Origin of the sequence: Bradyrhizobium sp. UFLA03-84, assembly GCF_002289535.1 — a bacterium.
Taxonomy (GTDB): Bacteria; Pseudomonadota; Alphaproteobacteria; order Rhizobiales; family Xanthobacteraceae; genus Bradyrhizobium; species Bradyrhizobium viridifuturi.
This window is the reverse complement of the sequence record NZ_NSJY01000014.1, coordinates 212,051-234,633: the sequence shown is the minus strand read 5'-3', so window position 1 is coordinate 234,633 and position 22,583 is coordinate 212,051. Positions and strand designations below refer to the sequence as shown.

19 protein-coding genes are annotated in these 22,583 nt (G+C 64.2%); 7 read left to right on the top strand and 12 right to left on the bottom strand.

Features of this window, described 5'->3' with window-relative positions; translation table 11 throughout:
• Window positions 1–2: 2 nt before the first annotated feature.
• The gene (locus CK489_RS22750; RefSeq protein WP_050627932.1) at window positions 3–560 is read right to left on the bottom strand and encodes a carboxymuconolactone decarboxylase family protein; all 558 of its coding nucleotides are present in this window, start codon (window positions 558–560) and stop codon (window positions 3–5) included.
• Window positions 538–1,236, bottom strand: coding sequence for a TetR/AcrR family transcriptional regulator (locus CK489_RS22745; RefSeq protein WP_050627801.1), 699 nt, complete (start codon window positions 1,234–1,236; stop codon window positions 538–540). Before CK489_RS22745 ends, CK489_RS22750 begins: the two co-directional genes overlap by 23 nt.
• Before the next feature lie 155 nt (window positions 1,237–1,391).
• Between CK489_RS22745 and CK489_RS22740 the strand changes: the two genes are divergently transcribed.
• From CK489_RS22740 to ilvD, 3 genes are all read left to right on the top strand, one after another.
• Complete coding sequence (locus CK489_RS22740) at window positions 1,392–2,603, top strand: ABC transporter substrate-binding protein (RefSeq protein WP_095733874.1); 1,212 nt, start codon at window positions 1,392–1,394, stop codon at window positions 2,601–2,603.
• A gap of 7 nt (window positions 2,604–2,610) precedes the next feature.
• Window positions 2,611–3,504: an MBL fold metallo-hydrolase gene (locus tag CK489_RS22735; RefSeq protein WP_095733873.1), complete on the top strand. Its 894-nt coding sequence runs from the start codon at window positions 2,611–2,613 to the stop codon at window positions 3,502–3,504.
• A 197-nt stretch (window positions 3,505–3,701) separates the two neighbouring features.
• A complete protein-coding gene (ilvD, locus tag CK489_RS22730; protein WP_050627798.1) occupies window positions 3,702–5,546 on the top strand; it encodes a dihydroxy-acid dehydratase in 1,845 nt (614 codons plus the stop codon).
• A gap of 88 nt (window positions 5,547–5,634) precedes the next feature.
• On the opposite strand, the gene CK489_RS22725 is transcribed toward ilvD, so the two are convergent.
• On the bottom strand, window positions 5,635–5,850 hold the full coding sequence (locus tag CK489_RS22725; protein WP_050627797.1) for a hypothetical protein: 216 nt from the start codon (window positions 5,848–5,850) through the stop codon (window positions 5,635–5,637).
• A gap of 401 nt (window positions 5,851–6,251) precedes the next feature.
• Window positions 6,252–9,308 carry an autotransporter outer membrane beta-barrel domain-containing protein gene (locus CK489_RS22720; protein WP_245350478.1) on the bottom strand — a complete coding sequence of 1,019 codons (3,057 nt, stop codon included), beginning with the start codon at window positions 9,306–9,308 and terminating at the stop codon, window positions 6,252–6,254.
• 79 nt (window positions 9,309–9,387) lie between these two features.
• Between CK489_RS22720 and CK489_RS42335 the strand changes: the two genes are divergently transcribed.
• Entirely contained in the window at window positions 9,388–9,531 is a 144-nt protein-coding gene (locus CK489_RS42335) for a hypothetical protein (RefSeq protein ID WP_245350477.1), read from the top strand.
• A 459-nt stretch (window positions 9,532–9,990) separates the two neighbouring features.
• Here CK489_RS42335 and CK489_RS22715 read toward each other — a convergent pair whose 3' ends face one another.
• From CK489_RS22715 to CK489_RS22700, 4 genes are all read right to left on the bottom strand, one after another.
• The gene (locus CK489_RS22715; protein ID WP_245350476.1) at window positions 9,991–12,807 is read right to left on the bottom strand and encodes an autotransporter outer membrane beta-barrel domain-containing protein; all 2,817 of its coding nucleotides are present in this window, start codon (window positions 12,805–12,807) and stop codon (window positions 9,991–9,993) included.
• Window positions 12,808–13,609: 802 nt separating this feature from the next.
• Window positions 13,610–14,659: a hydroxyacid dehydrogenase gene (locus CK489_RS22710; RefSeq protein ID WP_095733871.1), complete on the bottom strand. Its 1,050-nt coding sequence runs from the start codon at window positions 14,657–14,659 to the stop codon at window positions 13,610–13,612.
• A gap of 15 nt (window positions 14,660–14,674) precedes the next feature.
• Window positions 14,675–15,571 (bottom strand): amidohydrolase family protein, encoded by an 897-nt coding sequence (locus CK489_RS22705; protein ID WP_095733870.1) that lies wholly within the window; start codon window positions 15,569–15,571, stop codon window positions 14,675–14,677.
• A 3-nt stretch (window positions 15,572–15,574) separates the two neighbouring features.
• A complete protein-coding gene (locus tag CK489_RS22700; protein WP_095733869.1) occupies window positions 15,575–16,540 on the bottom strand; it encodes a Bug family tripartite tricarboxylate transporter substrate binding protein in 966 nt (321 codons plus the stop codon).
• A 187-nt stretch (window positions 16,541–16,727) separates the two neighbouring features.
• Here CK489_RS22700 and CK489_RS22695 point away from each other — a divergent pair, with 187 nt between their 5' ends.
• The 3 genes from CK489_RS22695 (at window position 16,728) to CK489_RS22685 (ending at window position 19,287) form a co-directional block, all read left to right on the top strand.
• Window positions 16,728–17,279: a thiamine pyrophosphate-binding protein gene (locus tag CK489_RS22695; protein WP_095733868.1), complete on the top strand. Its 552-nt coding sequence runs from the start codon at window positions 16,728–16,730 to the stop codon at window positions 17,277–17,279.
• A gap of 8 nt (window positions 17,280–17,287) precedes the next feature.
• The gene (locus tag CK489_RS22690) at window positions 17,288–17,887 is read left to right on the top strand and encodes a thiamine pyrophosphate-dependent enzyme (RefSeq protein WP_095733867.1); all 600 of its coding nucleotides are present in this window, start codon (window positions 17,288–17,290) and stop codon (window positions 17,885–17,887) included.
• Window positions 17,888–18,357: 470 nt separating this feature from the next.
• A complete protein-coding gene (locus CK489_RS22685; protein ID WP_158226484.1) occupies window positions 18,358–19,287 on the top strand; it encodes a tetratricopeptide repeat protein in 930 nt (309 codons plus the stop codon).
• Window positions 19,288–19,343: 56 nt separating this feature from the next.
• Here CK489_RS22685 and CK489_RS22680 read toward each other — a convergent pair whose 3' ends face one another.
• The 4 genes from CK489_RS22680 to CK489_RS22665 form a co-directional block, all read right to left on the bottom strand.
• A complete protein-coding gene (locus CK489_RS22680) occupies window positions 19,344–20,405 on the bottom strand; it encodes a ketopantoate reductase family protein (RefSeq protein ID WP_095733865.1) in 1,062 nt (353 codons plus the stop codon).
• Window positions 20,406–20,603: 198 nt separating this feature from the next.
• On the bottom strand, window positions 20,604–20,993 hold the full coding sequence (locus CK489_RS22675; RefSeq protein ID WP_095734614.1) for a DUF1236 domain-containing protein: 390 nt from the start codon (window positions 20,991–20,993) through the stop codon (window positions 20,604–20,606).
• Window positions 20,994–21,211: 218 nt separating this feature from the next.
• On the bottom strand, window positions 21,212–21,994 hold the full coding sequence (locus tag CK489_RS22670; protein ID WP_095733864.1) for an NYN domain-containing protein: 783 nt from the start codon (window positions 21,992–21,994) through the stop codon (window positions 21,212–21,214).
• A 108-nt stretch (window positions 21,995–22,102) separates the two neighbouring features.
• Window positions 22,103–22,510 carry a hypothetical protein gene (locus CK489_RS22665; RefSeq protein WP_095733863.1) on the bottom strand — a complete coding sequence of 136 codons (408 nt, stop codon included), beginning with the start codon at window positions 22,508–22,510 and terminating at the stop codon, window positions 22,103–22,105.
• Window positions 22,511–22,583 lie beyond the last annotated feature (73 nt).

Here is a 22,583-nt window from a genome sequence, read left to right as displayed (position 1 = left end):
CATCAACCCCGCTTCTTGCCGCCCTCATAGACCGCCATGCCGGCGGCCGGATCGAGATCGGTCTCGGTCGCCTCGGTCAGCCGCGCCATCATCATGTAGAACCCGAGCGTCACGATCGCCTCGACGATCTCCTGCTCGCTGAAATGCTTGCGAACACCGGCGAATGCCGCGTCACCGACGCGCACTTTCTCGACCACCTCGCGGCCGAAGCCGAGCAGCGCGCGTTCGGCGGTGTTGAGCGCGGCATCGTCGTAATGGCTGCGCTCGACCGCATCGATCTGCGCTTGCGTCACGCCGACGCCGAGCGCGATCGGCACGTGCTGGCGCCACTCATAGGCGCCGCCCTCGAGCTGCGCGGCTTGCAGGATCAAGAGCTCGCGGTTGACCGCTGACAGTTTCTGCTTGTGCAGGATCGAATTGCCGAGCCGCATCAGCGGAATCGCATTGGCCTCGGCATGGGCCATCATGCGGAAGATGTTGAGCTTGACCGGCATGCGGTCGAACGCGGAGCGGATGTCTCCGCTGGTGGTCTCCGGATCAATCAGAGGCAGTCTTGCCACGCGTCTCTCCCTTTTTTCGTTGTTTGTTGTCCGAGATGTCTGCGTCCCTGGCCGCAATCAGCGACAGGAAGAACGCGAGATAGCGGTCGATCGCCTCGATCACCTTCGACCGCGGCGAGGCCTCCGCGCCCATCACATAATGTTCGAGCCTGACATAGATCAGGCCGGCCGCGAACAGCCGCGCCGCCTCGCGCGGATCCGAGGTCGAGATCAATCCGGCCAGCGCGAAGCCGCGGAAGTAGTCCGTCATCAGGCTTTGTTCGCGCGCATAGAAATGGTCGGCGAACTTGGCGCGAATGCCGGGCACACGGTTGCGTTCGGCGGTGATGACCTTCTGGAACTGATGCTCGCGCGGATCGGACCATTGTTCGACGAGATCGAGCGCGAACTGGCGGCAGAACGCGGTCGGCCGCCGTGCCAGCTGCCGGTAGCGCGGCTCCTCGAGCCGGTCGGCCGAACTCGCCGGGCCGTGCTCGCTGACGATCGCTTCGAGGATCGCGGCCTTGCCGGGAAAATGATTGTAGAGGCTGCTCTCGCGGATGCCGACGCGGCGCGCGAGCTCGCGCATCGAGGCCCCGCCATAGCCGCTCTGCGCGAACAGGCTGAGCGCTTCGCTGAGGATGCGCTCACGGGTGGATGTTGCGACCGCCTCGGCCGCGCTGGATGTGGAAGCCATGGCGCCTTGACTAACGAACGATCGTTCGCTAGTCAATCGTACGAACGATCGTTCGTTTGCTCTAGGGCGGGTCGCGATCCGCAGCCGGCAAGGCGAAGTACTCGCGTTTCAACTCCGCCCCGAAGAGGCGGAGAGCAATCTGGGGAGATCACGTCATGGCGCACCTCGTCCGCTCTCATTTGCGCGCGGCCCTTGTCCTGCTGCCGCTCATCGCCGCAGGTGCCGCGCGAGCCGAGAGCGCGAAATACGACGCGGGCGCCGATGACAAGACGATCAAGATCGGAACCACCGCGCCGCTCTCCGGTCCTGTCTCCGCTTTCGCGCAGATCGCGAAATCCGCGGAGGCCTATTTCCGCAAGGTGAATGACGAGGGCGGCGTCAACGGCCGGCGCATCCAGATGATGATCGCCGACGACGCTTACAGCCCGCCGAAGACGGTGGAGCAGACACGCCGCCTGGTCGAGAGCGACGAGGTGCTGTTGATCTTCGGCGGCGTCGGCACGCCGACCAACAGCGCCGTGCACAAATATCTCAACGACAGGAAGGTGCCGCAGCTCTTCCTCGGCTCGGGTGCGGCGAAGTGGGACGATCCGAAGAATTTTCCGTGGACCGTCGGCTGGCAGCCGACCTATCGCGACGAGGCGATCGCCTACGCCAAATACATCAAGGCGAGCCATCCGAACGCCAAGGTCGGTGTGCTCTACCAGAACGACGACCTCGGCAAGGACTATCTGAAGGCGCTGGAGGAAGGCCTCGGCAGCACCGAGGCCATCGTGGCGCGCGCGCCGTATGAGACGTCATCGCCCACCGTCGACACGCAGATATTGCTGCTCAGGAGCAGCGGCGCCGACGTGGTGCTGGTCGCGGCGACACCGAAATTCGCGGCGCAGGCGATCCGCAAGATCGGCGAGATCGGGTGGAAGCCCACCACCATCATCTCCAATGTCTCGGCCTCGATCAGCGGCGTGCTCGAACCCGCCGGCCGCGACAATTCCACCGGCGTGATCTCGAGCCAGTACCTGAAGGATTCGACCGACCCGACGCTGAAGGACGATTCCGGCTACAAGCAATGGGCCGCCTTCATGGACAAGTATTTGCCTGATGCCAATAAGAGCGACTGGCTCAATGTCTACGGCTACACCATCGCACAGACGCTGGTCGCGGTGCTGAAGGCCTCCGGCAACGACGTGACCCGTGCCAATGTGATGAAGCAGGCGACCAGCATGAGGGATCTGCATCTACCGATGCTGATCAACGGCACGGTGGTCAGCAATTCGCCGGAGCACTATACGCCGATGACCAGCCTGCAACTGATCCGCTACGACGGCACGCGCTGGGTGCCGTTCGGCGACCTCATCAAGAACTGAGCACGGCATGCGCCAGATCACCATCGGCAGCATGCGGATCGACCGGCTGGTCGAAACCGCCGCGCTCGCCTTCGACAAGACATGGCTGTTCGCCAACGTCACCGACGAGGTCATCGCCGCGAACCGAAGCTGGCTCGATCACCGCTATATCGAGCCGGAGACCGGCCGCTTCATCCTGAGCCACCACTCCTATCTGGTACGTACGCCGCGCTGGACCGCTGTCGTCGATACCTGCTGCGGCAATCACAAGCCACGTCCGCGCGTGCCGGTGTGGGACAATCTCAACCAACCCTATCTGGAAAACATGGCCGCGCTGGGCGTGCGACCCGAGCAGGTCGACTTCGTGATGTGCACGCATCTCCATGTTGACCACGTCGGCTGGAACACGCGGCTGCTCAACGGGCGCTGGGTGCCGACCTTTCCGAAGGCGCGCTATCTGATGGGACGCGCCGAGTTCCGGCACTGGGAGGCCGCGCACCGCGCGAGCCCGCCGACACCGGTCAATCACGGCTCGTTCGAGGACTCCGTGCTACCGATCGTCGCGGCCGGACAGGCCGAATTCGTCGAGACCAATCACCTGCTGTTCGATGACCGCGATGCGGGCTTGCGCTTTGCGCCGGCGCCGGGCCACACCGCCGGCAACATGCAGATCCATCTCGACGGCGGCGGCGCTCATGCCGTGATGTCCGGCGATGTAATCCATCATCCGATCCAGTGCGCGGAGCCTTGGCTGTCCAATGCCGCCGACATCGATCCCGCAGCAGCGCTCGCCACCCGCGTGACGCTGCTGGAGGAGTTGGCTGATACACCGAGCTATTTGCTGACGGGGCACTTCCCTGCTCCGACGGCAGGCCGCGTGGTCCGGCATGGCGACGCGTTCAGGTTCAGGTTCGAGGATTGAGCGTCTGAGAAGATCGGGCCAGGAGGGCTCCGCTAAACCAGCGGCGCCCCGTCTTCCGCTTGCCCTCGCCGGCGCTGCCGGGATCGAAGTCAAATAGCGCGATCCAGCCATGCGGTTCCGCGCTTGAATCCGCATCGACGGGCAGGCATAAGGGCTGCCATCTCCCTTAAAAAATGGCCATAGCCCAAGGATTTACGATGCCCGCCTATCGCTCCCGCACAACCACCCACGGCCGCAACATGGCGGGTGCTCGCGGCCTCTGGCGCGCCACCGGCATGAAGAACGAGGATTTCGGCAAGCCGATCATCGCGGTGGTCAATTCCTTCACCCAGTTCGTGCCCGGACATGTGCATCTCCAGAACCTTGGCCAGCTCGTCGCACGCGAGATCGAGAAGGCCGGCGGCGTCGCCAAGGAGTTCAACACCATCGCGGTCGACGACGGCATCGCAATGGGCCATGACGGCATGCTCTACAGCCTGCCCTCGCGCGAACTGATCGCCGACAGCGTCGAGTACATGGTCAATGCGCATTGCGCCGACGCGATGGTCTGCATCTCCAACTGCGACAAGATCACCCCCGGCATGCTGATGGCGACGCTGCGCCTCAACATCCCGACCGTGTTCGTTTCGGGTGGTCCGATGGAATCGGGCAAGATCCTGCTCAAGGGCAAGAAGCGGGCGGTCGACCTGATCGACGCGATGGTTGCGGCTGCCGACTCCAACGTGTCGGACGAAGAGGTCGAGGTGATCGAGCGCTCGGCCTGCCCGACCTGCGGCTCCTGCTCCGGCATGTTCACCGCGAATTCGATGAACTGCCTGACCGAGGCCCTCGGCCTCGCGCTGCCCGGCAACGGCTCGGTGCTGGCGACCCATGCCGACCGCAAGAGCCTGTTCGTCGAAGCCGGCCATCTGATCGTCGATCTCGCCCGCCGCTACTACGAGCAGGACGACGCCAAGGTGCTGCCGCGCAACATCGCAAACTTCAAATCGTTCGAGAACGCGATGACGCTCGACATCGCGATGGGCGGCTCGACCAACACCGTGCTGCATCTGCTCGCCGCCGCGCGCGAGGGCGAAGTGCCGTTCACGATGGCCGACATCGATCGTCTCTCACGCAAGGTGCCGGTGCTCTGCAAGGTCGCGCCCTCGGTGCAGGACGTCCACATGGAGGACGTGCATCACGCCGGCGGCATCATGGCGATCCTCGGCGAGCTCGACCGCGCCAGGCTGCTCACGACAGACGGCCCGACCGTGCACGCCGCGACGCTGGACGACGCGCTGAACCGCTGGGACGTGGTGCGGACGTCGAGCGACAAGGTGCGCAACTTCTACTGCGCCGCACCGGGCAACGTGCCGACCCAGGAGGCTTTCAGCCAGAACAGCCGCTTCGATGAAGTCGACGCCGACCGCGAAGCCGGCGTCATCCGCGACGCCGCGCATGCCTATTCCAAGGACGGCGGCCTCGCCGTGCTGTTCGGCAACCTCGCCGAAGACGGCTGCATCGTGAAGACCGCCGGCGTCGACCAGAGCATCCTGAAGTTCTCCGGTCCGGCCCGCATCTTCGAGAGCCAGGACGCATCGGTCGACGCCATCCTCACCAACAAGGTGAAGGCGGGCGATGTCGTGCTGATCCGCTACGAAGGTCCGCGCGGCGGCCCGGGCATGCAGGAGATGCTCTACCCGACCAGCTATCTGAAGTCGAAGGGGCTCGGAAAGGCCTGCGCACTGATCACCGACGGCCGCTTCTCCGGCGGATCGTCCGGCCTGTCGATCGGCCACGTCTCGCCGGAAGCCGCCGAAGGCGGCCTGATCGGCCTCGTCGAGGAAGGCGATGTGATCGAGTTCGACATCCCGAACCGCAAGGTCAACCTCAAGGTCGATGATGCCGAACTGAAGCGCCGCCGCGCGGCGATGGAAGCCAAGGGCAACGCGGCGTGGAAGCCGGCCGCGCCGCGCAAGCGCGCCGTCTCGACCGCGCTGAAGGCCTATGCGGCCTTCGCGAGCAGCGCCGCCAAGGGCGCGGTGCGCATCCTGCCGGAGTAATCGGCCAAAGCGTTTTCGAGCAAGGAAAACGCGTCAAACGAAATCAAAAGCCCCGTCCCGATGCCATCGGGACGGGGCTTTTGACGTATCAGCTCACGTGCAAGTCGGCTGCTTCGATCCGGATGCGGTCGGCATGCAGTGACCAATCGCACAGCGATTGTTCCTGACAGAATTTGACCTTGGCCATCTCGCCTGCCTGGCCTTCGCTCACGGCGTCGATCTCGAGCGCACCCTGGCAGACCTCGCGCTCGCGGCCATTGCCGCCGAGCACGTCCTTCATGAAATGAACGACGAAGCGTGACATGGAACCCTCCCTGCTGGACCGGAAGAGCCGGGAGTACCGCTTTAGCACTAACGCTAAATGGTGTTGAGTTAATTCGGCGCGCGTGACTGCGGCGCTTCGCTGCGGTGGAAAACTAGGCGCCGGCCTGCGGCAGGCTGGCGGCCGCGATCGCGACGATCTGCGCAATGCGGCGGCCGATCCTGGCGGGCGCGTTGCGGAGCAATGACTGGACCTGTCGCATGACACATCTTCCTTCCGTGCCCGGAATGGTCGGGCACATCAAGAAAATGGCGATTTCGGGCTAAGTCGTCGATATCTCAGGGAAAATAACAACGGACGCTTCGCGAGACGGCGGTTTTGCAGTGGGTTTGTTGCCCTATTTGCGCCCGCGACGACGGAGATTTTCTCCGGCATTCCTGCCTTCACCACGTATAGCGCACCACCCCCTTGCCGGCGTAGGAAGCGGTGACATCTGAGAATTCGCCTTCGAACGTCGCCGCAGCCGACCAGCCGTTGCGCCATTTCATGTCGATCGACGCCGTGGTCAGCGCGGAGTCGGAGGCCTGCGCCGCGCCGTTGACGACGAAACTCGCGCCGGGCAGCGCCTGGAAGGTCGCGGCGATCGACCGGTCCGGATCATAGTCATGCGCCCAGGCGAACCGCGTGCGCAGCGTCAGCACGCCGTCGGCCATCGCAAACGACTTGTCGGTGCGAATGCCGAGTTCGCTGCGGACATCCGTGACGCTCTTGCCGGCATAATCGAGCACGAAGGCCGGTGAGCCGACGACGGCCTGCTCGGCATAGCCAGGCAGATCGAAGGTCGTGAACTGGCCGGCGGCATAGGGCGTGATGCCGATGCCGCCGGTCCATGGTGCGACGAAACGATAGCCACCTTCAAGCCTGCCTGAATAGGTGTTGGCATTGAACTCGGCGCGGAGTTGGTCGATGCCGGCGACCGTGACGATGCGGTTGGTGGTGATGTCCTGCCAGCCATAAGCCAATGCCGCGGAGATGTAGGCCGCACCTTCGGTATGGCGGAGATAGGCGCCGGCCTGGAACAGATCGGATCGGCCGCTGCCGCTGTTGACGACCGAGAAGTTGGTGCCGCCGCCAGCGAGCGCGAAGCCCGCGATCGTGTTCGGCGAAAACAGATAGTCGGCACCGACCACGGTGCCGTACACGCTGCTGGTGGTATCGTTCGATCCGACAATGGCGTTGCCGTTGGTCGACCGCGAGCCGCCATAGCCCTCCGCCCATACACTCCAGCGCGGCACGAACGGGACCGGCGGCGCCTTGGTGAACATCGCGAACGCGTTGGTCGTGCGTGTGGCGGCATAGGCGCTTGTGTCGCCCTCCTCCGCATAGCCCGATATGCCGGGCGCCGCAGCAATTCCCCCGTTCCGATTCATGAGCGGATCGGTCAGCAGCCCCAGGAACAGGTTCGTGGCATCGAAGGTGGTCTGCTGCGAGCCGGTCGCCAGTTCACCAGAGGCCTGCGTCAGGCCTGCCGGCGTCAGCGTGCCGTAGACCATCGGGATGCCGCCTGTCGTGTTGAAGGAGTTGACCAGCGCGTTGGCGACGGGCTGCTGATTGAGGTTCAGGCCCCTGCCGAAGTTCGGTGCGGTCGGGCCTGGCGGTGGCGGCGTGAAGTTCAGCGTGAGATTGAGGTAGGCGTGGCCGGCGTCGTAGCTCAGCGTGTCGCTGAAATTTGCCGGCAGGTTCGTGTTGGTCAGCGCGCCGAAGGTGCCGCTGACGCTGCCCGCGCTCAGGATGGTATATTGCTTCGAGATATAGCTGCCGTTGGCGAACGCCGCATTGACGGTGGCACCGCCGAGCGTCGCGCTGCCCGTGACATTGGCGGAGGATGCGGTCGAAGGATTGACCGCCACGACATAATACGCGCCGGACTGGAATGCGAGATTGCCGTTCACCGTCGTCGACGTGCCCGGCGTGCCGGAGCCTGGCGCGAAGGTGCCGGCGCTCTGGATCATCGTGTCGCCGACCGAGCCGGTGCCGTTGAGCAGGCCACCGGCCCCGATGGTCGGATCGCTGAGCGAGCCGTTCACCGTCAGCGTCGCGTTGGTCACTGTCGTGCCGCCGGTATAGGTGTTGGTGCCGAGCACGAGGGTCGTGCCGGCGGTCGCGTCGAGGCTCGCAGCACCGCCGAGGCCGTTGATCGCGCCGCCTGTCGAGGTGATGGCGCCGTTGAGCGAGCCGTTCTGCAACGTGCCGCCGGCAAGCTTCAGTGCCGCCTGCGTCTGCGTGGTGCCGCCGAGATCGAGCGTTCCGCCACCATTGACGGTCGTCGTTCCGCTCGTCGCGCCCAGCGCGCCGGCGCCGGACAGTTGCACCATGCCAGCATTGATGATGGTGCCGCCGCTGTAGGTGTTGTTCCCCGACAGCACCAGCGTGCCGTTGCCGGTTTTGGTGACGGCACCCGTTGCGCCGCCAAGGTCCGCGATCACGCCGGATAGTGTGAGCGAGCCGGTGTCGACCTGCGCCGTCCCGCCGTTGCTTCCGATCTGGACCGCACGGGACGCGGTGAAACCGGCGCCGCTGACCTCCAGCGTGCCGCCATCGAAAATCAATCGTCCCGTTCGGCCCCCGAGATTGGCATCCCCCGAAACAGAGAGCGTGCCTGATGCAAAGGTCGTTCCGCCCGTATACGTGTTGGTTCCGGTCAGGGTCAGCGTGCCGGTGCCGACCTTGATCAGCCCGCCGTTCCCACTGAATACGCCGGAAACCGGGGTGATAACGCCGGAGAATGTCGTCGAGAGGTCATTGCCGCCGACCGTCAGGGTATTGGCGCCGAGCCGGATGGTGCCGCCCCCTTCGATCGACCCGGCCGTGGTGCCGCCTGTCGTGAGGCCCGAAATGTCGAGCGCACCTGTCCCGTTCAGGATGAAGCGCGCGGTGCCGCCGCTGGCCGTGTCTTGAATGGAAGTCGTGCCACCATCGTTGGTCGTGATGGTGGCGTTGCCGGCCGTGCTCGAATTCGCGAACGTCAAATTGAGATTGTTGATGATCGCGGCATTGCCAGCCGTGCTCGCGTTGAGGAAATTGGTTTCGCCGGTGTTGAGGATGCTGGCATTGCCGGCCGTGCTGGTGTCGTGGAAGACCAGATTGCCGTTGTCGGTAATTCTGGCGTTGCCGGCCGTGCTCGCGTTGAAGAAATCGAGCAGGGCGTTGTTGAGGATCCTGGCATTGCCGGCCGTGCTGCTGTCGCCGAACTGGAGACTCCAGTTATTGGTGATGGCGGCATTGCCGGCTGTGCTCGTGTTGGAGAACCGTGTTGCGGTCTGGGTAAGGTTGTCGTTGACGATGGTAGCGCTTCCAGCCGAGCTGCTGTCGGAGAACAAGAGAATGCCGCTATTGTAGATCGTGGCGCTGCCGGCCGTGCTCGCGTTGAGGAATTGTGTTGTGGATACGGCCGCGAAGCCGCCCTCGTTAAAGATGGTTGCGCTGCCACCGTTGCTCACAATGCCGGCGCCATTGAACGTAAGTAATTGACTCCCGAAGTATGTGCCAACGTTGAACGTATAAGCGGAGGCCCCGGCATTGAAAGTCCAGCCACCGACGCTGGTGTTCTGCTCCAAGAACCCCACGTTTGAGCTGTTCGTCACTCCGAATGTGGCGGTGCCGGTCGGAACCGTTGCCGGTGTCCAGTTGGCGGCGCTATTGAAGTCGAACATCCCCAAGTAGGGCCCGCCTGCCGTGGGGTTCAGACTCCAGGTCGCGTCCTGAGCCGCGGCCGGCAAGCCGGTCACCAACAGCGCCACCGACGCAAACAGCCCGGCACGCAACGAAGCCAGCGTTCGTCGCCCGCACAATCCCGACGCACTGCGTTGGCCGGGCACCACAAGAGTTCGCACTGCATTCCCCTGGAGACACCGCGCAGCGCCCCGCGCGCAGGAGTGCCGGTCGTCGCGCAACGAGGAAGCGCATCTTCCCGTTACGCATTCTGTTGCGAGAAACGCGCAGCCTGGAGTTTAACAAAGCAATGTTATGATAACATTATGTTATGTTATGAGTCCATCTCGTTCCGCTGCCTGCCGAGTTTTCGTTTCGGTTGCTGACCTGGGTTCCAATCAGCACCGCGGTTTTCTTCATTCATGCAATCAGGCGAAGACGGCGTCCTTCACAAACAGGGACAGCGGCGGCTTACCACTGATACCGCACCACGCCCTTGCCGGCGTAGCTCGAGGTGACGTCGGAAAACTCGCCTTCGAATGTCGCCGACGCCGACCAGCCGCTTCGCCATTTCATCTCGAGCGACGCCGTGGTCAGCGCGGAGTCGCTGGCCTGCGCCGCGCCGTTGACGACAAAGCTTGTACCGGGCAGCGCCTGGAAGGTCGCTGCGATCGCGCGGTCGGGATTGTAGTCGTGCGCCCAGGCCAGGCGCGTGCGCAGCGTCAGGATGCCGTCCTGAACCAGGAATGATTTGTCGGTGCGCAAGCCGAGCTCGCTGCGCGTGTCGGTCACGCTCTTGCTGGCATAGCCGAGCGCAAAGGTCGGCAGACCCGAGATCACCTGCTCGGCATAGGCGGGCAGATCGAAGGTCGTGAACTGGCCCGCGGCGTAAGGCGTGATGCCGATGCCGCCGGTCCACGGCGCGACGAAACGATAGCCGCCTTCAAGCCGGCCGGAATAGGTATTGGCATTGAACTCGGCGCGGAGTTGATCGAGGCCGGCGACCGTCACCGTGCGGTTGGTGGTGATGTCTTGCCAACCATAAGCCAATGCCGCGGAAATGTAGGCCGCACCTTCGGTATGGCGGAGATAGGCGCCGGCCTGGAACAGATCGGATCGGCCGCTGCCGCTGCCCGCGACCGAGAAGTTGGTGCCGCCGCCGGCGAGCGCAAAGCCCGCGATGGTGTTCGGCGAAAACAGATAGTCGGCTCCAACAGCGGTGCCGTACACGCTGCTGGTGGTGTCGTTCGATCCGACGACGGCGTTGCCGCTGGTCGATCGCGAGCCGCCGTAGCCCGCCGCCCAGACGCTCCAGCGCGGCACGAACGGCACCGGCGGCGCCTTGGTGAACATCGCATACGCGCCCGTCTTCCTTGTGGCTGCGCAGCCGCTGGCATCGCGCTCCTCCGCATAGCCCGGAGCGTCCCGCGCTGAGCCTGCGTCACAGTTGCGGCTCATGAAGGGATCGGTGAGCAGCCCCATGAACAGGTTCATGGCATCGAACGTCGTCTGCTGCGAGCCGGTCGCCAGTTCGCCCGAGGCTTGCGTCAGGCCCGCCGGGGTCAGCGTGCCGTAGACCATCGGAATGCCGCCGGTCGTGTTGAAGTAGTTGACCAGCGTGTTGGCGACGTTCTGCTGATTGAGATTCAGGCCGCTGCCGAAGTTGGGGCCGGACGGTGGCGGCGTGAAGTTCAGCGTGAGGTTGAGATAGACGTGGGCGGCGTCGTAGCTCAGCGAGTCCGTGAAGTTTGCCGGCAGGTTGGTGTTGGTGAGCGCGCCGAAGGTGCCGCTGACGCTGCCCGCGCTCAGGATGGTATATTGCCTGGAGATGTAGCTGCCATTGGCGAATGCCGCCTTGACCGTAGCGCCGCCCGGCGTCGCGGTCCCGAGGACATTGGTCGATGCCGCGGCCGACGGCGTCACCTGCACCAGATAGAACGCGCCGGACTGGAAAGCGAGATCTCCGGTAACGTTCAACGTGCCGGTCGGGCTTGCGGCATTGCCGGGCGCCAGCGTGCCGCCCGGGGCGATGGTGGTGGACGCGGGATCGACGACGCCGGTGCCGCTCAAGGTGCCGCCTGAATTGACCGTCACGCTCGACGAGCGGGCGATCGAGCCGTCCACCTCGAGCGTGCCGCCGTTGACGGCGGTCGCGCCGGTGTAGCTGTTGGTGATGTTTAACAGGGCCAAGGTGCCGTCGCCGACCTTGGTCAGCCCGCCGGTCCCGCTGATGACGCCGGAAAATGTCGTCGAGAGATCATTGCCGCCAACCGTCAGGGTGTTCGCGCCGAGACGGATGTTGCCGCCGCCCTCGATCGACCCGGCCGCGGTACCGCCGGTCGTGAGGCCTGAAATGTTGAGTATGCCGGTCCCGTTCAGGATGAAGCGCGCGGTTCCGCCGCTGGCCGAGTCCTGAATGAAAGTCGTGCCGCCGCTGTTGGTCGTGATGGTGGCGGCGCCGGCCGTGCTCGAATTCGCAAACGCCAAGCCGAAATTGTTGATGATGGTGGCATTGCCGGCTGTGCTGGCATCCTGGAAACTTACTCCGGTGCCGCCATTATTGGTAATGCTCGCGTTGCCGGCTGTGCTGGTGTCATGGAAGGCCAAGAAGCCGTTCTCGGTGATGACGGCATTGCCGGCCGTGCTCGCGTTGAAGAAGTCCGCCACAGCAGTGTTGACGATTTTCGCATTGCCGCCAGTGCTGTTGTCGTGGAAAGCGAGATTACGGTCGTTGTTGATGGTGGCGTTGCCGCCTGAGCTGGTGTTGAAGAACGCTACCGTGTTGGTGGTTAGGGCGGCGCCCGGCGAGTTGTTATTGATGATGGTGGCGTTGCCGGCCGAACTCGCGTTGAGGAATTGTAGTGTGCTTGTGATGACCCCGTTGGCGTTGATGTTGAAGGTGGCGCTACCACCATCGATAGCGATGCCGGCACCGTTGAACGTAAGTGTTTGACCGACGAGCCCGAACGTGTAGGCGGAAGCCCCGGCATTAAAAGTCCAGCCACCGACGCTGGTGTTGGTCGCCGAAAACGACAGCCTGGGGCTGTTCGTCGATCCGAATGTGGCGGTGCCGGTCGGTACCGTTGCCGGTGTCCAATTGGCGGCGCCATTGTAATCGGGCGTTCCGGGGACGGGTCCGCCTACCGTGGGGTTGAAAACCCAGGTCGCGTCCTGGGCCGCAGCCGGCAAGACAGTCACGAGCAGCGTCACCGACGCGAGCAGCCCGGCACACAGCGAAGCCAGTGTTCGTCGCGCAACCACTCCCGATACGCCTTGCTGATCGGGCACCACAAAAGTTCCCACTGCATTCCCCTGGAGTCACGGCGACCGCGAAGCGCCGCGCCCGCAGCGTGCAGGAGTCATGCTCGTCTAGCAATGAAACTGCGTGGCCCAGCGATGGAACTGCGCCTCTTCTTGCCGTTTGCTTTTCGCGCGTTGCGAATAAATCACAGCTTGAGGTTTAGTCAGTTGCATTGCGTGTCGAACACACTTGACGTGTTCCAGTTGCGCCGAGCTGTATGACCGGCACCGGGTTTAACGAGGTCATTACGATGGCAGGGTGAGGGAACCTGACAAGCGTGCTCACCTGCCACGGCGGCGGCCTTCGACTTCAACCACGTCGGCATGAACTCGAACGCCCTCTCGAACCGCATCGCATACACCGGCCACACCTCGGGACCGACGATGCGCGGCCGAGCGCCTGCACGATTTCGGAATATTGGAAATGTACCCTTGAGTTGCCCGACGTGTCAAGTTGCTGGTCGAACGCCGCAGCCGCCGGCTCCTTTGCATGGGGTTGTTTTTCGGTATTTTGTTTTGGCCGCGCGCGGCCGCGACACGCCTCGCTGGTGAGGGACGCACCAACGGCAGGGTTCCCTCTCCCCTTGCGGGAGAGGGTTAGGGAGAGGGGTGCCGCACGGCACACTCTCTCATTTTGCAGTCCGACAATGCGGGATCCGAATTGAGACGGTCGTGCCCTCGTCGGCCGTCGCGCCCGGGGCCACCCCTCTCCCCACCCTCTCCCGCAAGGGGAGAGGGAGCCTGACTGGTGTGCTCACCTGACTCCGCCGCTGGCAGCTACCGCCGCCACCTACCCCGGCAAGAACCCGAACGCCTTCTCGAACCTCTTCGCGTAGACCGGCCAGACCTCGGGATTGATGATGCGCGGCGGGCGCTTGCCGTCGAGCGCGTCGAGGATCTGTTCGGCCGCGATCCGGCCCATGTTGATGCGCGCCTCGCGGGTGACGCCGGCGGTGTGCGGGCTCGCCAGCACGTTGTCGAACTGCAGCAGCGGATGGTCCGGCGGCGGCGGCTCCTTGGACCAGACGTCGAGGCCGGCGCCGGCGATACGTTTTTCGCGCAGCGCCTCTTCCAGCGCCTTCTCGTCATGGATGAAGCCGCGCGCCGTGGTGACGAAATAGGCGTGCGGCTGCATCAGCGCGAATTCGCGGGCGCCGATCATGCCCCGGCTCTTGCTGTCCAGCGGACAGGAGATCGAGACGAAATCGGCGCGGCGCAGCAGATCGTCGAGTTCGACCTTCTCGCCGCCCCGCTTCGCCATCTCGTCTGCCGTCAGATACGGATCGTAGGCGATCACCTTCATGTGCAGCAGGCCCTTGCACAGCTCGGCGATGCGGCGGCCGACATTGCCGAGGCCGACGATGCCGACGGTCTTCTCCCTCAGCTCGTTGCCGATCAAATCGTTGCGGTTGACATTGGCCTCGCGTCGCAGCCGGCGATCGGACTGGATGATCCGCTTTGACAGCGTCAGCATCATGCCAAGCGCGTGCTCGGCGACCGAGTTGGCGTTGCCGCCGGACTGGTTGACGACCAGCACGCCCGCGGCCGTGCAGGCATCGACATCGACCGGATCGAAGCCGGCACCGTTCGAGGACACGATCAGCAGGTTCGGCGCCCGCTTCAGCAGCTCGGCATGGGCATGGAAATGCGGCGCCAGCTCGTCGCGTGCCGCGCCGATCTGGTAGGCATGCGCATCCGCCAGCACGGGAGCGAACTGCGCCTCCGGTGTCTCGTTCTCAAGACGATCGAGCCGGACGTCCGGCCGCTTCTTCAGGATGTCGACATAGATCTCGTGGGCGAGGTATTTGACGTAGAACACGCGCTTGTTGTTGACGGTCATGTCTTCGAGCAGCTCTCAGTTTGGGAAGCCATAGAGTTTTGCGGGATTGTCGACGAGGATGCGGTGACGTGTCGCGGCATCCGGCGTCCATTCGTAGAACAAGTCGAGCAGATGGCCGGCATCGGGCATTTCGCCCTCGACCCGCGGATGCGGCCAGTCGCCGCCCCACACCAGCCGCTCAGGATTGGCCGCTAGCAGCGCTTCGTGGAACGGCCGCGCATCCGGATAATCCGGTGCGCGCTGGCTCAAGCGATGCGCGCCTGACAGCTTCACCCAGCACCAGCCTTCATCTATCGCACGCAGCAGGCTCTGAAAGCCCGCGGTATTGATGCCGGCGGCGGCATCGGTGCGGCCCATGTGATCGACCACGACCGGCAAGCCCAGCGCCTTCAGCGCCGGGATCGTGCCGGGCAGATCCTTGACGTCGATCCAGAGCTGCAGGTGCCAGCCGAGCTCGGCCATCGCGGGCGCATGCGTCTCCGCGACGCCGAGCGGAATGCCACCGCGATAATGCAACTGGCCGCCACGGAAGAAATGGTTGAAGCGCAACGCGCGGACGCCGAGCACGTGCCATTGCCGCAGCGTGCCCGCAGCGACATCGGCGTCGGCCACCGCGACGCCGCGCAGCCGCGCCGGCTCGCGCTGCAACGCATCCAGCATCGACGAATTGTCGCGGCCATGCGCACTGCCCTGCACCAGCACGCCGCGCGCGAAGCCGAGCGCATCGAGCATGCCGAGATAGCTCGCGAGCGGCGCGTCGGGCGGCGTATAGCTGCGATCATTGGCGTAGGGAAAGCGGTCGGCCGGGCCGAACACGTGCGCGTGCGTGTCGCAGGCCTTCGCCGGCAACTTCTCCCGCGGCGGTGTCACGGGCCGCGGCGGCAGGCAGGCGGAAATCTCGGATGTAACCATCTGCTATTCCGCCTTCATGCCGGCGGCCTTGATGATCGGCCCCCATTTGTCGTAGTCGGCCTTGATCTTGGCCGTGAACTGGTCCGGCGTGGAGCCGATCGAGATCGCGCCGAGCTTGCCGAGCCGCTCCTTCACCGTAGCGGTGTTCACTGCCGCCACGAAATCATGCGAGATCTTCGCGACGAGATCGGCCGGCATGTTGCCCGGCCCGAGCAGGCCCCACCACACCTCGGTATCATAGCCGGGCACGGTCTCCGACATGCTGGGCACGTCAGGCAGGAACGGCGCGCGCGAGGCCGTCGTCACCGCCAGCGCGCGAACCGTGCCCGCCTGCAACTGGCCGACCGATTCCGGCCCGTTGTTGAACGACATCGGAATCTGTCCGCCAAGCAGATCGTTGATCGCGGGCGCGCCGCCCTTGTAGGGGATCGCGCTGAGATCGATTTTTGCGAGATTGTTGAGCAGCTCGCCGGCCAGATGGGTCGAGGTGCCGTTGCCGGCATGGGCGAACGACAGGCTGCCCGGCTTTGCCTTCGCAGCCGCGATGACGTCGCCGACCGACTTGAGCGGCGAGTCCGCGCGCACCAGCAGCACGTTCGGCGACGATGCCAGCAGCGAGATCGGCGAGAAATCCTTGAACGTGTCGTACGGCAGCTTCGGATAGAGGAACGGATTGGTGGCATGTCCGCTCGCCACCATGATCAAATTGTAGCCGTCAGGCGCCGAGCTCGCGATCGCCTGCGAGGCGATCACCCCGCCGGCGCCCGGCCGGTTCTCGACCACGATCGCTTGCGTCCAGGTTTTCGACACGGCTTCGGCCAGCGTGCGCGTCAGCACGTCGACGCCGCCGCCGGGCGGATACGGAACGAGGATGTGAACGGCCTTGGCCGGGTATGGCTGCGCGGACGCAAAGCCGGCCGCAAGCACGGCCGCTGCCGCAATGGCGGTCCGCCAGACCCATCCGGCCATCGACGCCTCCCGTCCCTTGATCGTTCCGTCCCTTTGTCGTTATCGCCTGTATCGCACGTCGGTTCGGCACAGCGATGGCCGAATTCCGCAGATCGCGTTGCGGCCGCGGCATGTTGACAATCACAGGCGCCGCGTCAAGTTTCGAGCCGAAAGCGAACATCAGCGTCGCACGATGAGGGAGAACAGGATGGCGGCTACGGAACAAGCCTCGTCCCAGACGTCGGGGGCGACCTGGCACGGCATCGTGCTGCAGACCCTGAAACGGAACGAGATCAAGCTGGTGCCCTATGTGCCCGACCGGGTGCTGACCACGCTGATCAAGAATCTGCACGCCGATCCGTATTTCACGACATTTCCAACCGCGCGCGAGGAAGAGGCGGTCGGCATCGTCTCCGGCGCCTGGATGGCCGGCATGCGCGGCGCGGTGCTGATGCAGACCTCGGGCTTTGCCACGCTCGCCAATGTGCTGGCCTCGCTGGCGGTGCCCTACCAGATCCCGCTGATCATGTTCGTCTCCGAGCGCGGCACGCTCGGCGAGTTCAATTACGGCCAGGCGCTGGTCTGTCGCACCATGCGCCCGGTGCTGGATTCGCTGGCGATGGAGCACCACACCATCACCCGGCTAGACGAACTCGAATTCATCGCCGACCGCTCGATCAAGCAGGCCGTCACCACCCAGGCGCCGGTGGCGCTGATCCTCTCGCCGCTGCTGACCGGCGGCAAGACCTTCGACAAGTGAGATCAGCCATGACCAGCACACAGCGCAACACCAAGGTGATGAACCGCTTCGATCTGACGCAGCGCCTCGTCAGCAAGTTGAAGGACGAGGCCGTGATCGGCGGCATCGGCAACACCAATTTCGATCTCTGGGCAGCCGGCCACCGCCCGGAGAATTTCTACATGCTTGGCAGCATGGGACTTGCGTTTCCGATCGCGCTCGGCGTCGCCTTGGCGCAGCCGAAGCGGCGCGTGTTCGCGCTCGAGGGCGACGGCTCGCTGCTGATGCAGCTCGGCTGCCTCTCGACCATCGCGACATTGGCGCCCAAAAATCTCACCATGGTGGTGATGGACAACGGCATCTACCAGATCACCGGCAGCCAGCCGACCCCGGCCGCAGGCCATACCGACATCGTCGCGGTGGCACTCGCCAGCGGCCTCGCCAACAGCTCCTGGGCCGCCGACGAGGACGATTTCGAGCGGCTGATCGAGCAGTCGAAGTCAGCTTCGGCCCCAACCCTGATCGGCGTCCGCATCGACGACAAGCCCGGCACCGGCACGACAAGGCGCGACCCCGTGCAAATCCGCGAGCGGTTTATGCATGGGATGGGAGTACGGCAGCTGCTGTAGCGACAAGGCGCAGGTCGCCCTGCTATCGCGCGCACCCGCGAAACCTCCAGCGCGAGTCTGGAAGGCTTCGTCCGCGCCCTAACGGTCGCCAAGACTCTCGCGCCCCGACAACTCGAGGGGTGTACGTCGCCGTAATTCTTGCTAACGTTGTTCTCGGTTAGTTGAGAACATTACGTATGATTCTGTTTGGAAGTTCTGACCCGATCCGCACATTCGCTGGCAAGATTTCGTCTCATTCGAACTGCAGACGCTGTCGGCCGATTAGCCCACGCTCGTGGTTAGCGTTCGCGTTGTTAGCTCTTCTAGTTGCCCTCGGAGGAACTGATCCGGCGCGGGCACAGCAGGCGCAAACACAATGGATCGTATCCGCATGCCGAGCCGACGCGCCACCCGCGGCCGAAGGTAAGATTCCCGACGCATCTGCGCTGTCTAGGAACAGGGAGGCACGCGCCCGGGCCGCCACGGCTCCATTGTCGTCCACTGGCGCCTACGCAAGAGCTATCGAGCAACTTAGCCGCGTCATTGACTACGATCCGGACAACGCCCGGCTGTATGTCAACCGAGGTGGACTTTATCTGGGAAACCGCCAAATCAACGAGGCATTGGCAGACTACAACCGCTCGATCTCCCTCGATCCGACCTCATCGCTTGCATTTGCCGGCCGCGGCCAGACCTATCTCCGGATGGCGGATTATGAGCATGCCATCGAGGACTTCAACGAGGCCGTCAACCTGTACTCGGGTAACGCGCGCGCCTTTCTGGCCCGCGGCACGGCATACACAAGCACGCGCGAGTACGATCGAGCGATCGAAGACGTAGATCGCTCGATCACGCTTGATCCACTATGCACGGCAGGATACCGCGCAAGAGCCTACATCTACGGAATGAAGGGGGATCGCGATCGCGCGAATGCCGACTACGACCAGGCGATCAAGCTCGATCCAAATCCCGGAACCGCAACCGCCTTCTCCCGGCGGGCGAGCGCCTACCAAGGAAAGCGGGACTATGATCACGCCATGGCGGATTTCGCCCAGGCACTAAAGCTGGAGCCCAACAACGCATCCGTCCTGAACAACCGTTGCTTACTTCGCGCAGTGCTCGGCCTGTACGAGAGTGCGCTGACTGATTGTAACGAAGCACTGCGGATAAAACCTGGCGAGGCCAGCATTCTTGATTCGCGTGGCGTTGCCCATCTCAAGAAAGGTGCGTTGGAACAAGCCATTGAAGACTATGACGCTGCGCTTCAGATCGATGCGAAGATGGCGGTGGCGCTCTACGGACGGGCAATTGCCAAGCAGCGGAAGGGAGATGCAGTAGGCGGCGAGGCCGACATCGCCATGGCCTTGGCCATCAAACCGAACGTAGCGGACGAGATGGCAGCAAGATACGGCATCAAATAGCTGCGCGCTCTTCGAGGGCGCACGATCTACATGGAATTCTCGTCGGCGCCGGCCGCTCAATTCATCCGCAGCTCCGTGATGTGCCGTGGATCCGGCTTCAGCTCGCCGCGTTCGACGCGCTTGACGATGTCGGTCAGCGCAGCGTTGGCATTGCAGGCAAGGCCGAGCTTCTCGCCTTCGCGCACCACAAAACCGTTGAGGAATTCGATCTCGGTGCGGCGGCCCTTCTGCATGTCCTGGCCCATCGAGGGGCGCTGCGCGGACGAGGTGCGCTTGCTGTCCTTGAAGCGCTGTTCGTCGCAGGCGCGGGTCGCGGCCTCGTCGCCCTCGCCGGCGCGGGCGATGGTCTCGGGCGGCAGGTGCAGGATCTCCTCGAGCTGATAGCCCTGCGCCTGGCCGACGCGGATCGCTTCGCTGCCGAGCCGGGTCGAGAAGCGGCGCAGCGGCTCGCTTTGCAGCACCTCGCCGCCGGGCAGACCGGTGCAGGCCGACAGCCCGTTGCCCATCACGTTCGCGACCAGCTTGGACCAGCGCTCGCCCCAGAGATTGGAGGTGACCTTGGCGCTGTCGGAATGAGCGACCAGCCGGCAAACTTCCTCCGCCCGCGCCGTGATGCGGCCATGCACCTCGCCGGCACGAAACACGGTATGCGCCGCCCCGCCCTTGCCGGCGCCACGATGGATATGGCCGGGCTCGGGCAGATTGACGGTGATGCTGCTCGCGATGCAGCCGAGCGTCTTGCCCCAGCCGACGATGCCGGCGATGGTCTCCTCGTTCATGCAGTTCTGCAGCGACACGACGTAGCCGTCCGCCGCCAGATACTGCCGGATCAGCATGGTGGCCCAGCCGGTGTCGTAGGACTTCATGCAGACGAAGGCAATATCGACCGGCTTCTCCTTGGCGAGCTGCTGCGCGTCGGTGACGTGCAGCGCGCGGACCGGCACCGAGAACTCAGCGACATCCATCGCGTGGGTGACGCGCAGTCCGTGCTTGCGCATGTGTTCGACATGCTCGGGCCAGGGATCGATGAAGGTGACGTCCTCACCAGCCTGCACCATATGCGCACCGGCATAGCCGCCGACCGCACCCGCGCCGACGATCGCGATCTTCCGACCCATGTTTCCGTCCCCTGCTTGTCCAAGGCAGACGCTTGCTGCGTCCGTTGCCGGACAGTCTAGGGGATCGGGCGGTCAGGCCAACCGGTGGCTGCATGAAAAAACCGGGCCTGTGCCATGCCGGTATTCATGGCATCCAAGAAAATCCCCGCGGGCGATACGCCCGCGAGGATATTCGCAATCAGATGAAGCTTGGTGCGATCAGTCGATGATCTTGACGATCCGGTGGCTGCGCGCGTCGACGATCACGCGGCGATCGTTGACGACCGCATAGCGATACTCGGTGTAGCGCGGCACCGGGCGAAGCACGACGGTGTCGGGCAGCGGCTCGCCGACCACGACGCGCTCGCGCACCACGACCGACGGCTCGCCGCGCGGGATCGAGGTGATCACCGCATTTGGAATCTCGAGGCCGGCGCCGACCGCAGCACCCACCGTGCCGCCGACGATCTCGCCAACCGGGCCCGCAATCTCGCCGCCGGTTCGCGCACCGTTGGCGGCACCCGCAGCGGTCGTGGACTGCGCGAAGGCCGAACCGGACGCGAGCAGCGACGCAGCAGCGACAAGGGAAACGGCAAAACGCTTGTTCATCATTCTCCTCCTCCGAGTTGATCGACGCATCTCAACATCGGAGCGAATGAGACGTTCCAGTTCCGGCGCGGCAACTTGGGCACAAATTCCAGTTCCCTCGCAACTCGCTTTGGTTCCAGCACAAATGAAAAAGCCCCTTCGAATAGCGTGCGAGACGGCATTCATCATTGGTTCAGATTCAGAAGACGTTCAGGGCGGGCCCGCGCCACGCGCTTTTTTCATTCCGGCGGTTTTTGGTCCGCTCGCCGTCTTGGCGCTCTCCGTCTCGGCGGCGGTGCGGCCGCCGGCTTGATGCGGATCCGCATCGCCCCGCCCTTGGGATTATCGATCTCGAAGGCGTTGGTCCTGCGCACCAGTTCGCCGAGCGTGCGGAAGCCGTAAGTCCGCTGATCGAAATCGGATGCGACATTGGCGAGCTGGCGTCCGACCTCGCCAAGCGTCACCCAGTCATCTTCACTGGCGATCTGGCCGAGCACCTTCTTGATGATCGGCGTCGCGGCCTCGGGCGGCTGCAACGGCTGGGCACGCGCGGCCGAGTCCTGGTTGCTCACCGCGCCGCCGCGCAAATTCTCGGTGTAGACGAACCTGCGGCAGGCCTGACGGAAACTTTCCGGCGTCTTCTGCTCGCCGAACCCGAACACGTCGATGCCGTGCTCGCGGATGCGAGCGGCAAGACGGGTGAAATCGCTGTCCGACGACACCAGGCAGAAGCCATCGAACCGGCCGCTGTGCAGCAGGTCCATCGCGTCGATCACCAGGGTGATGTCGGATGCATTCTTGCCGGTCGTATAGGCGAATTGCTGCTGCGGGATGATGGCGTGCTTCGACAGGATGTCGGCCCAGCCCTTGGACCTCGGATTGGAGAAGTCGCCGTAGATGCGGCGCACGCTGGCCTCGCCGATCTTGGCGATCTCCTCGAACAATCCATCTGCGATCTTTGCGGATGCATTGTCGGCATCGATCAGGACGGCAAGACGGGGCGAGCGGAGTTCTGACGGCATGGCATGTCTCAGCTGGGACGCGATGGATCAAGACTCGCACATCGCGCGTCCCAGGCATAGAGCAGCGGCTGCCGGACCGACATCCGAGCAGCCTCGAGGCCGTGCGGGTCAGATCACCTCGCCGAGGTCGATCGCGCGCCTGGCGAACTCGATGGCCTTCTCGGCGGTGATCGCGTCCGCCGTCGTCGTCGCTTCGTCGCGCACCGACGGCGGCGAGGCGATCCGGATCTTCTTGCCGTTCGAACGGCGGATGGTCGCGCGCCACCGATCGACGTCTCGCCGGTAGGCATCGATGACAAAGTCGCGGTAGGCGACGCCGCTCATCAGCGGCTGAAGCGATGGCGCATCGGCACCGGCCGGCCGGCTCGCGATCTCGCGCACCATCTCGACAATCGTCTCGACGGCATGCTCACGCGCGACGCCGGTTGCATCCCTGAGCAGATAGCTCACCGCCGCGCCGATCTGCGCCCTGGCGCGATCTTCGCTCGCAAAATCCGAATCGATCTGAATTGACATGATGGGGAAAACGCCTCCTTCGGACGCAATAACGGATGCTTCCTGGCATCCGGCACGCTGCAACCAGAGACGT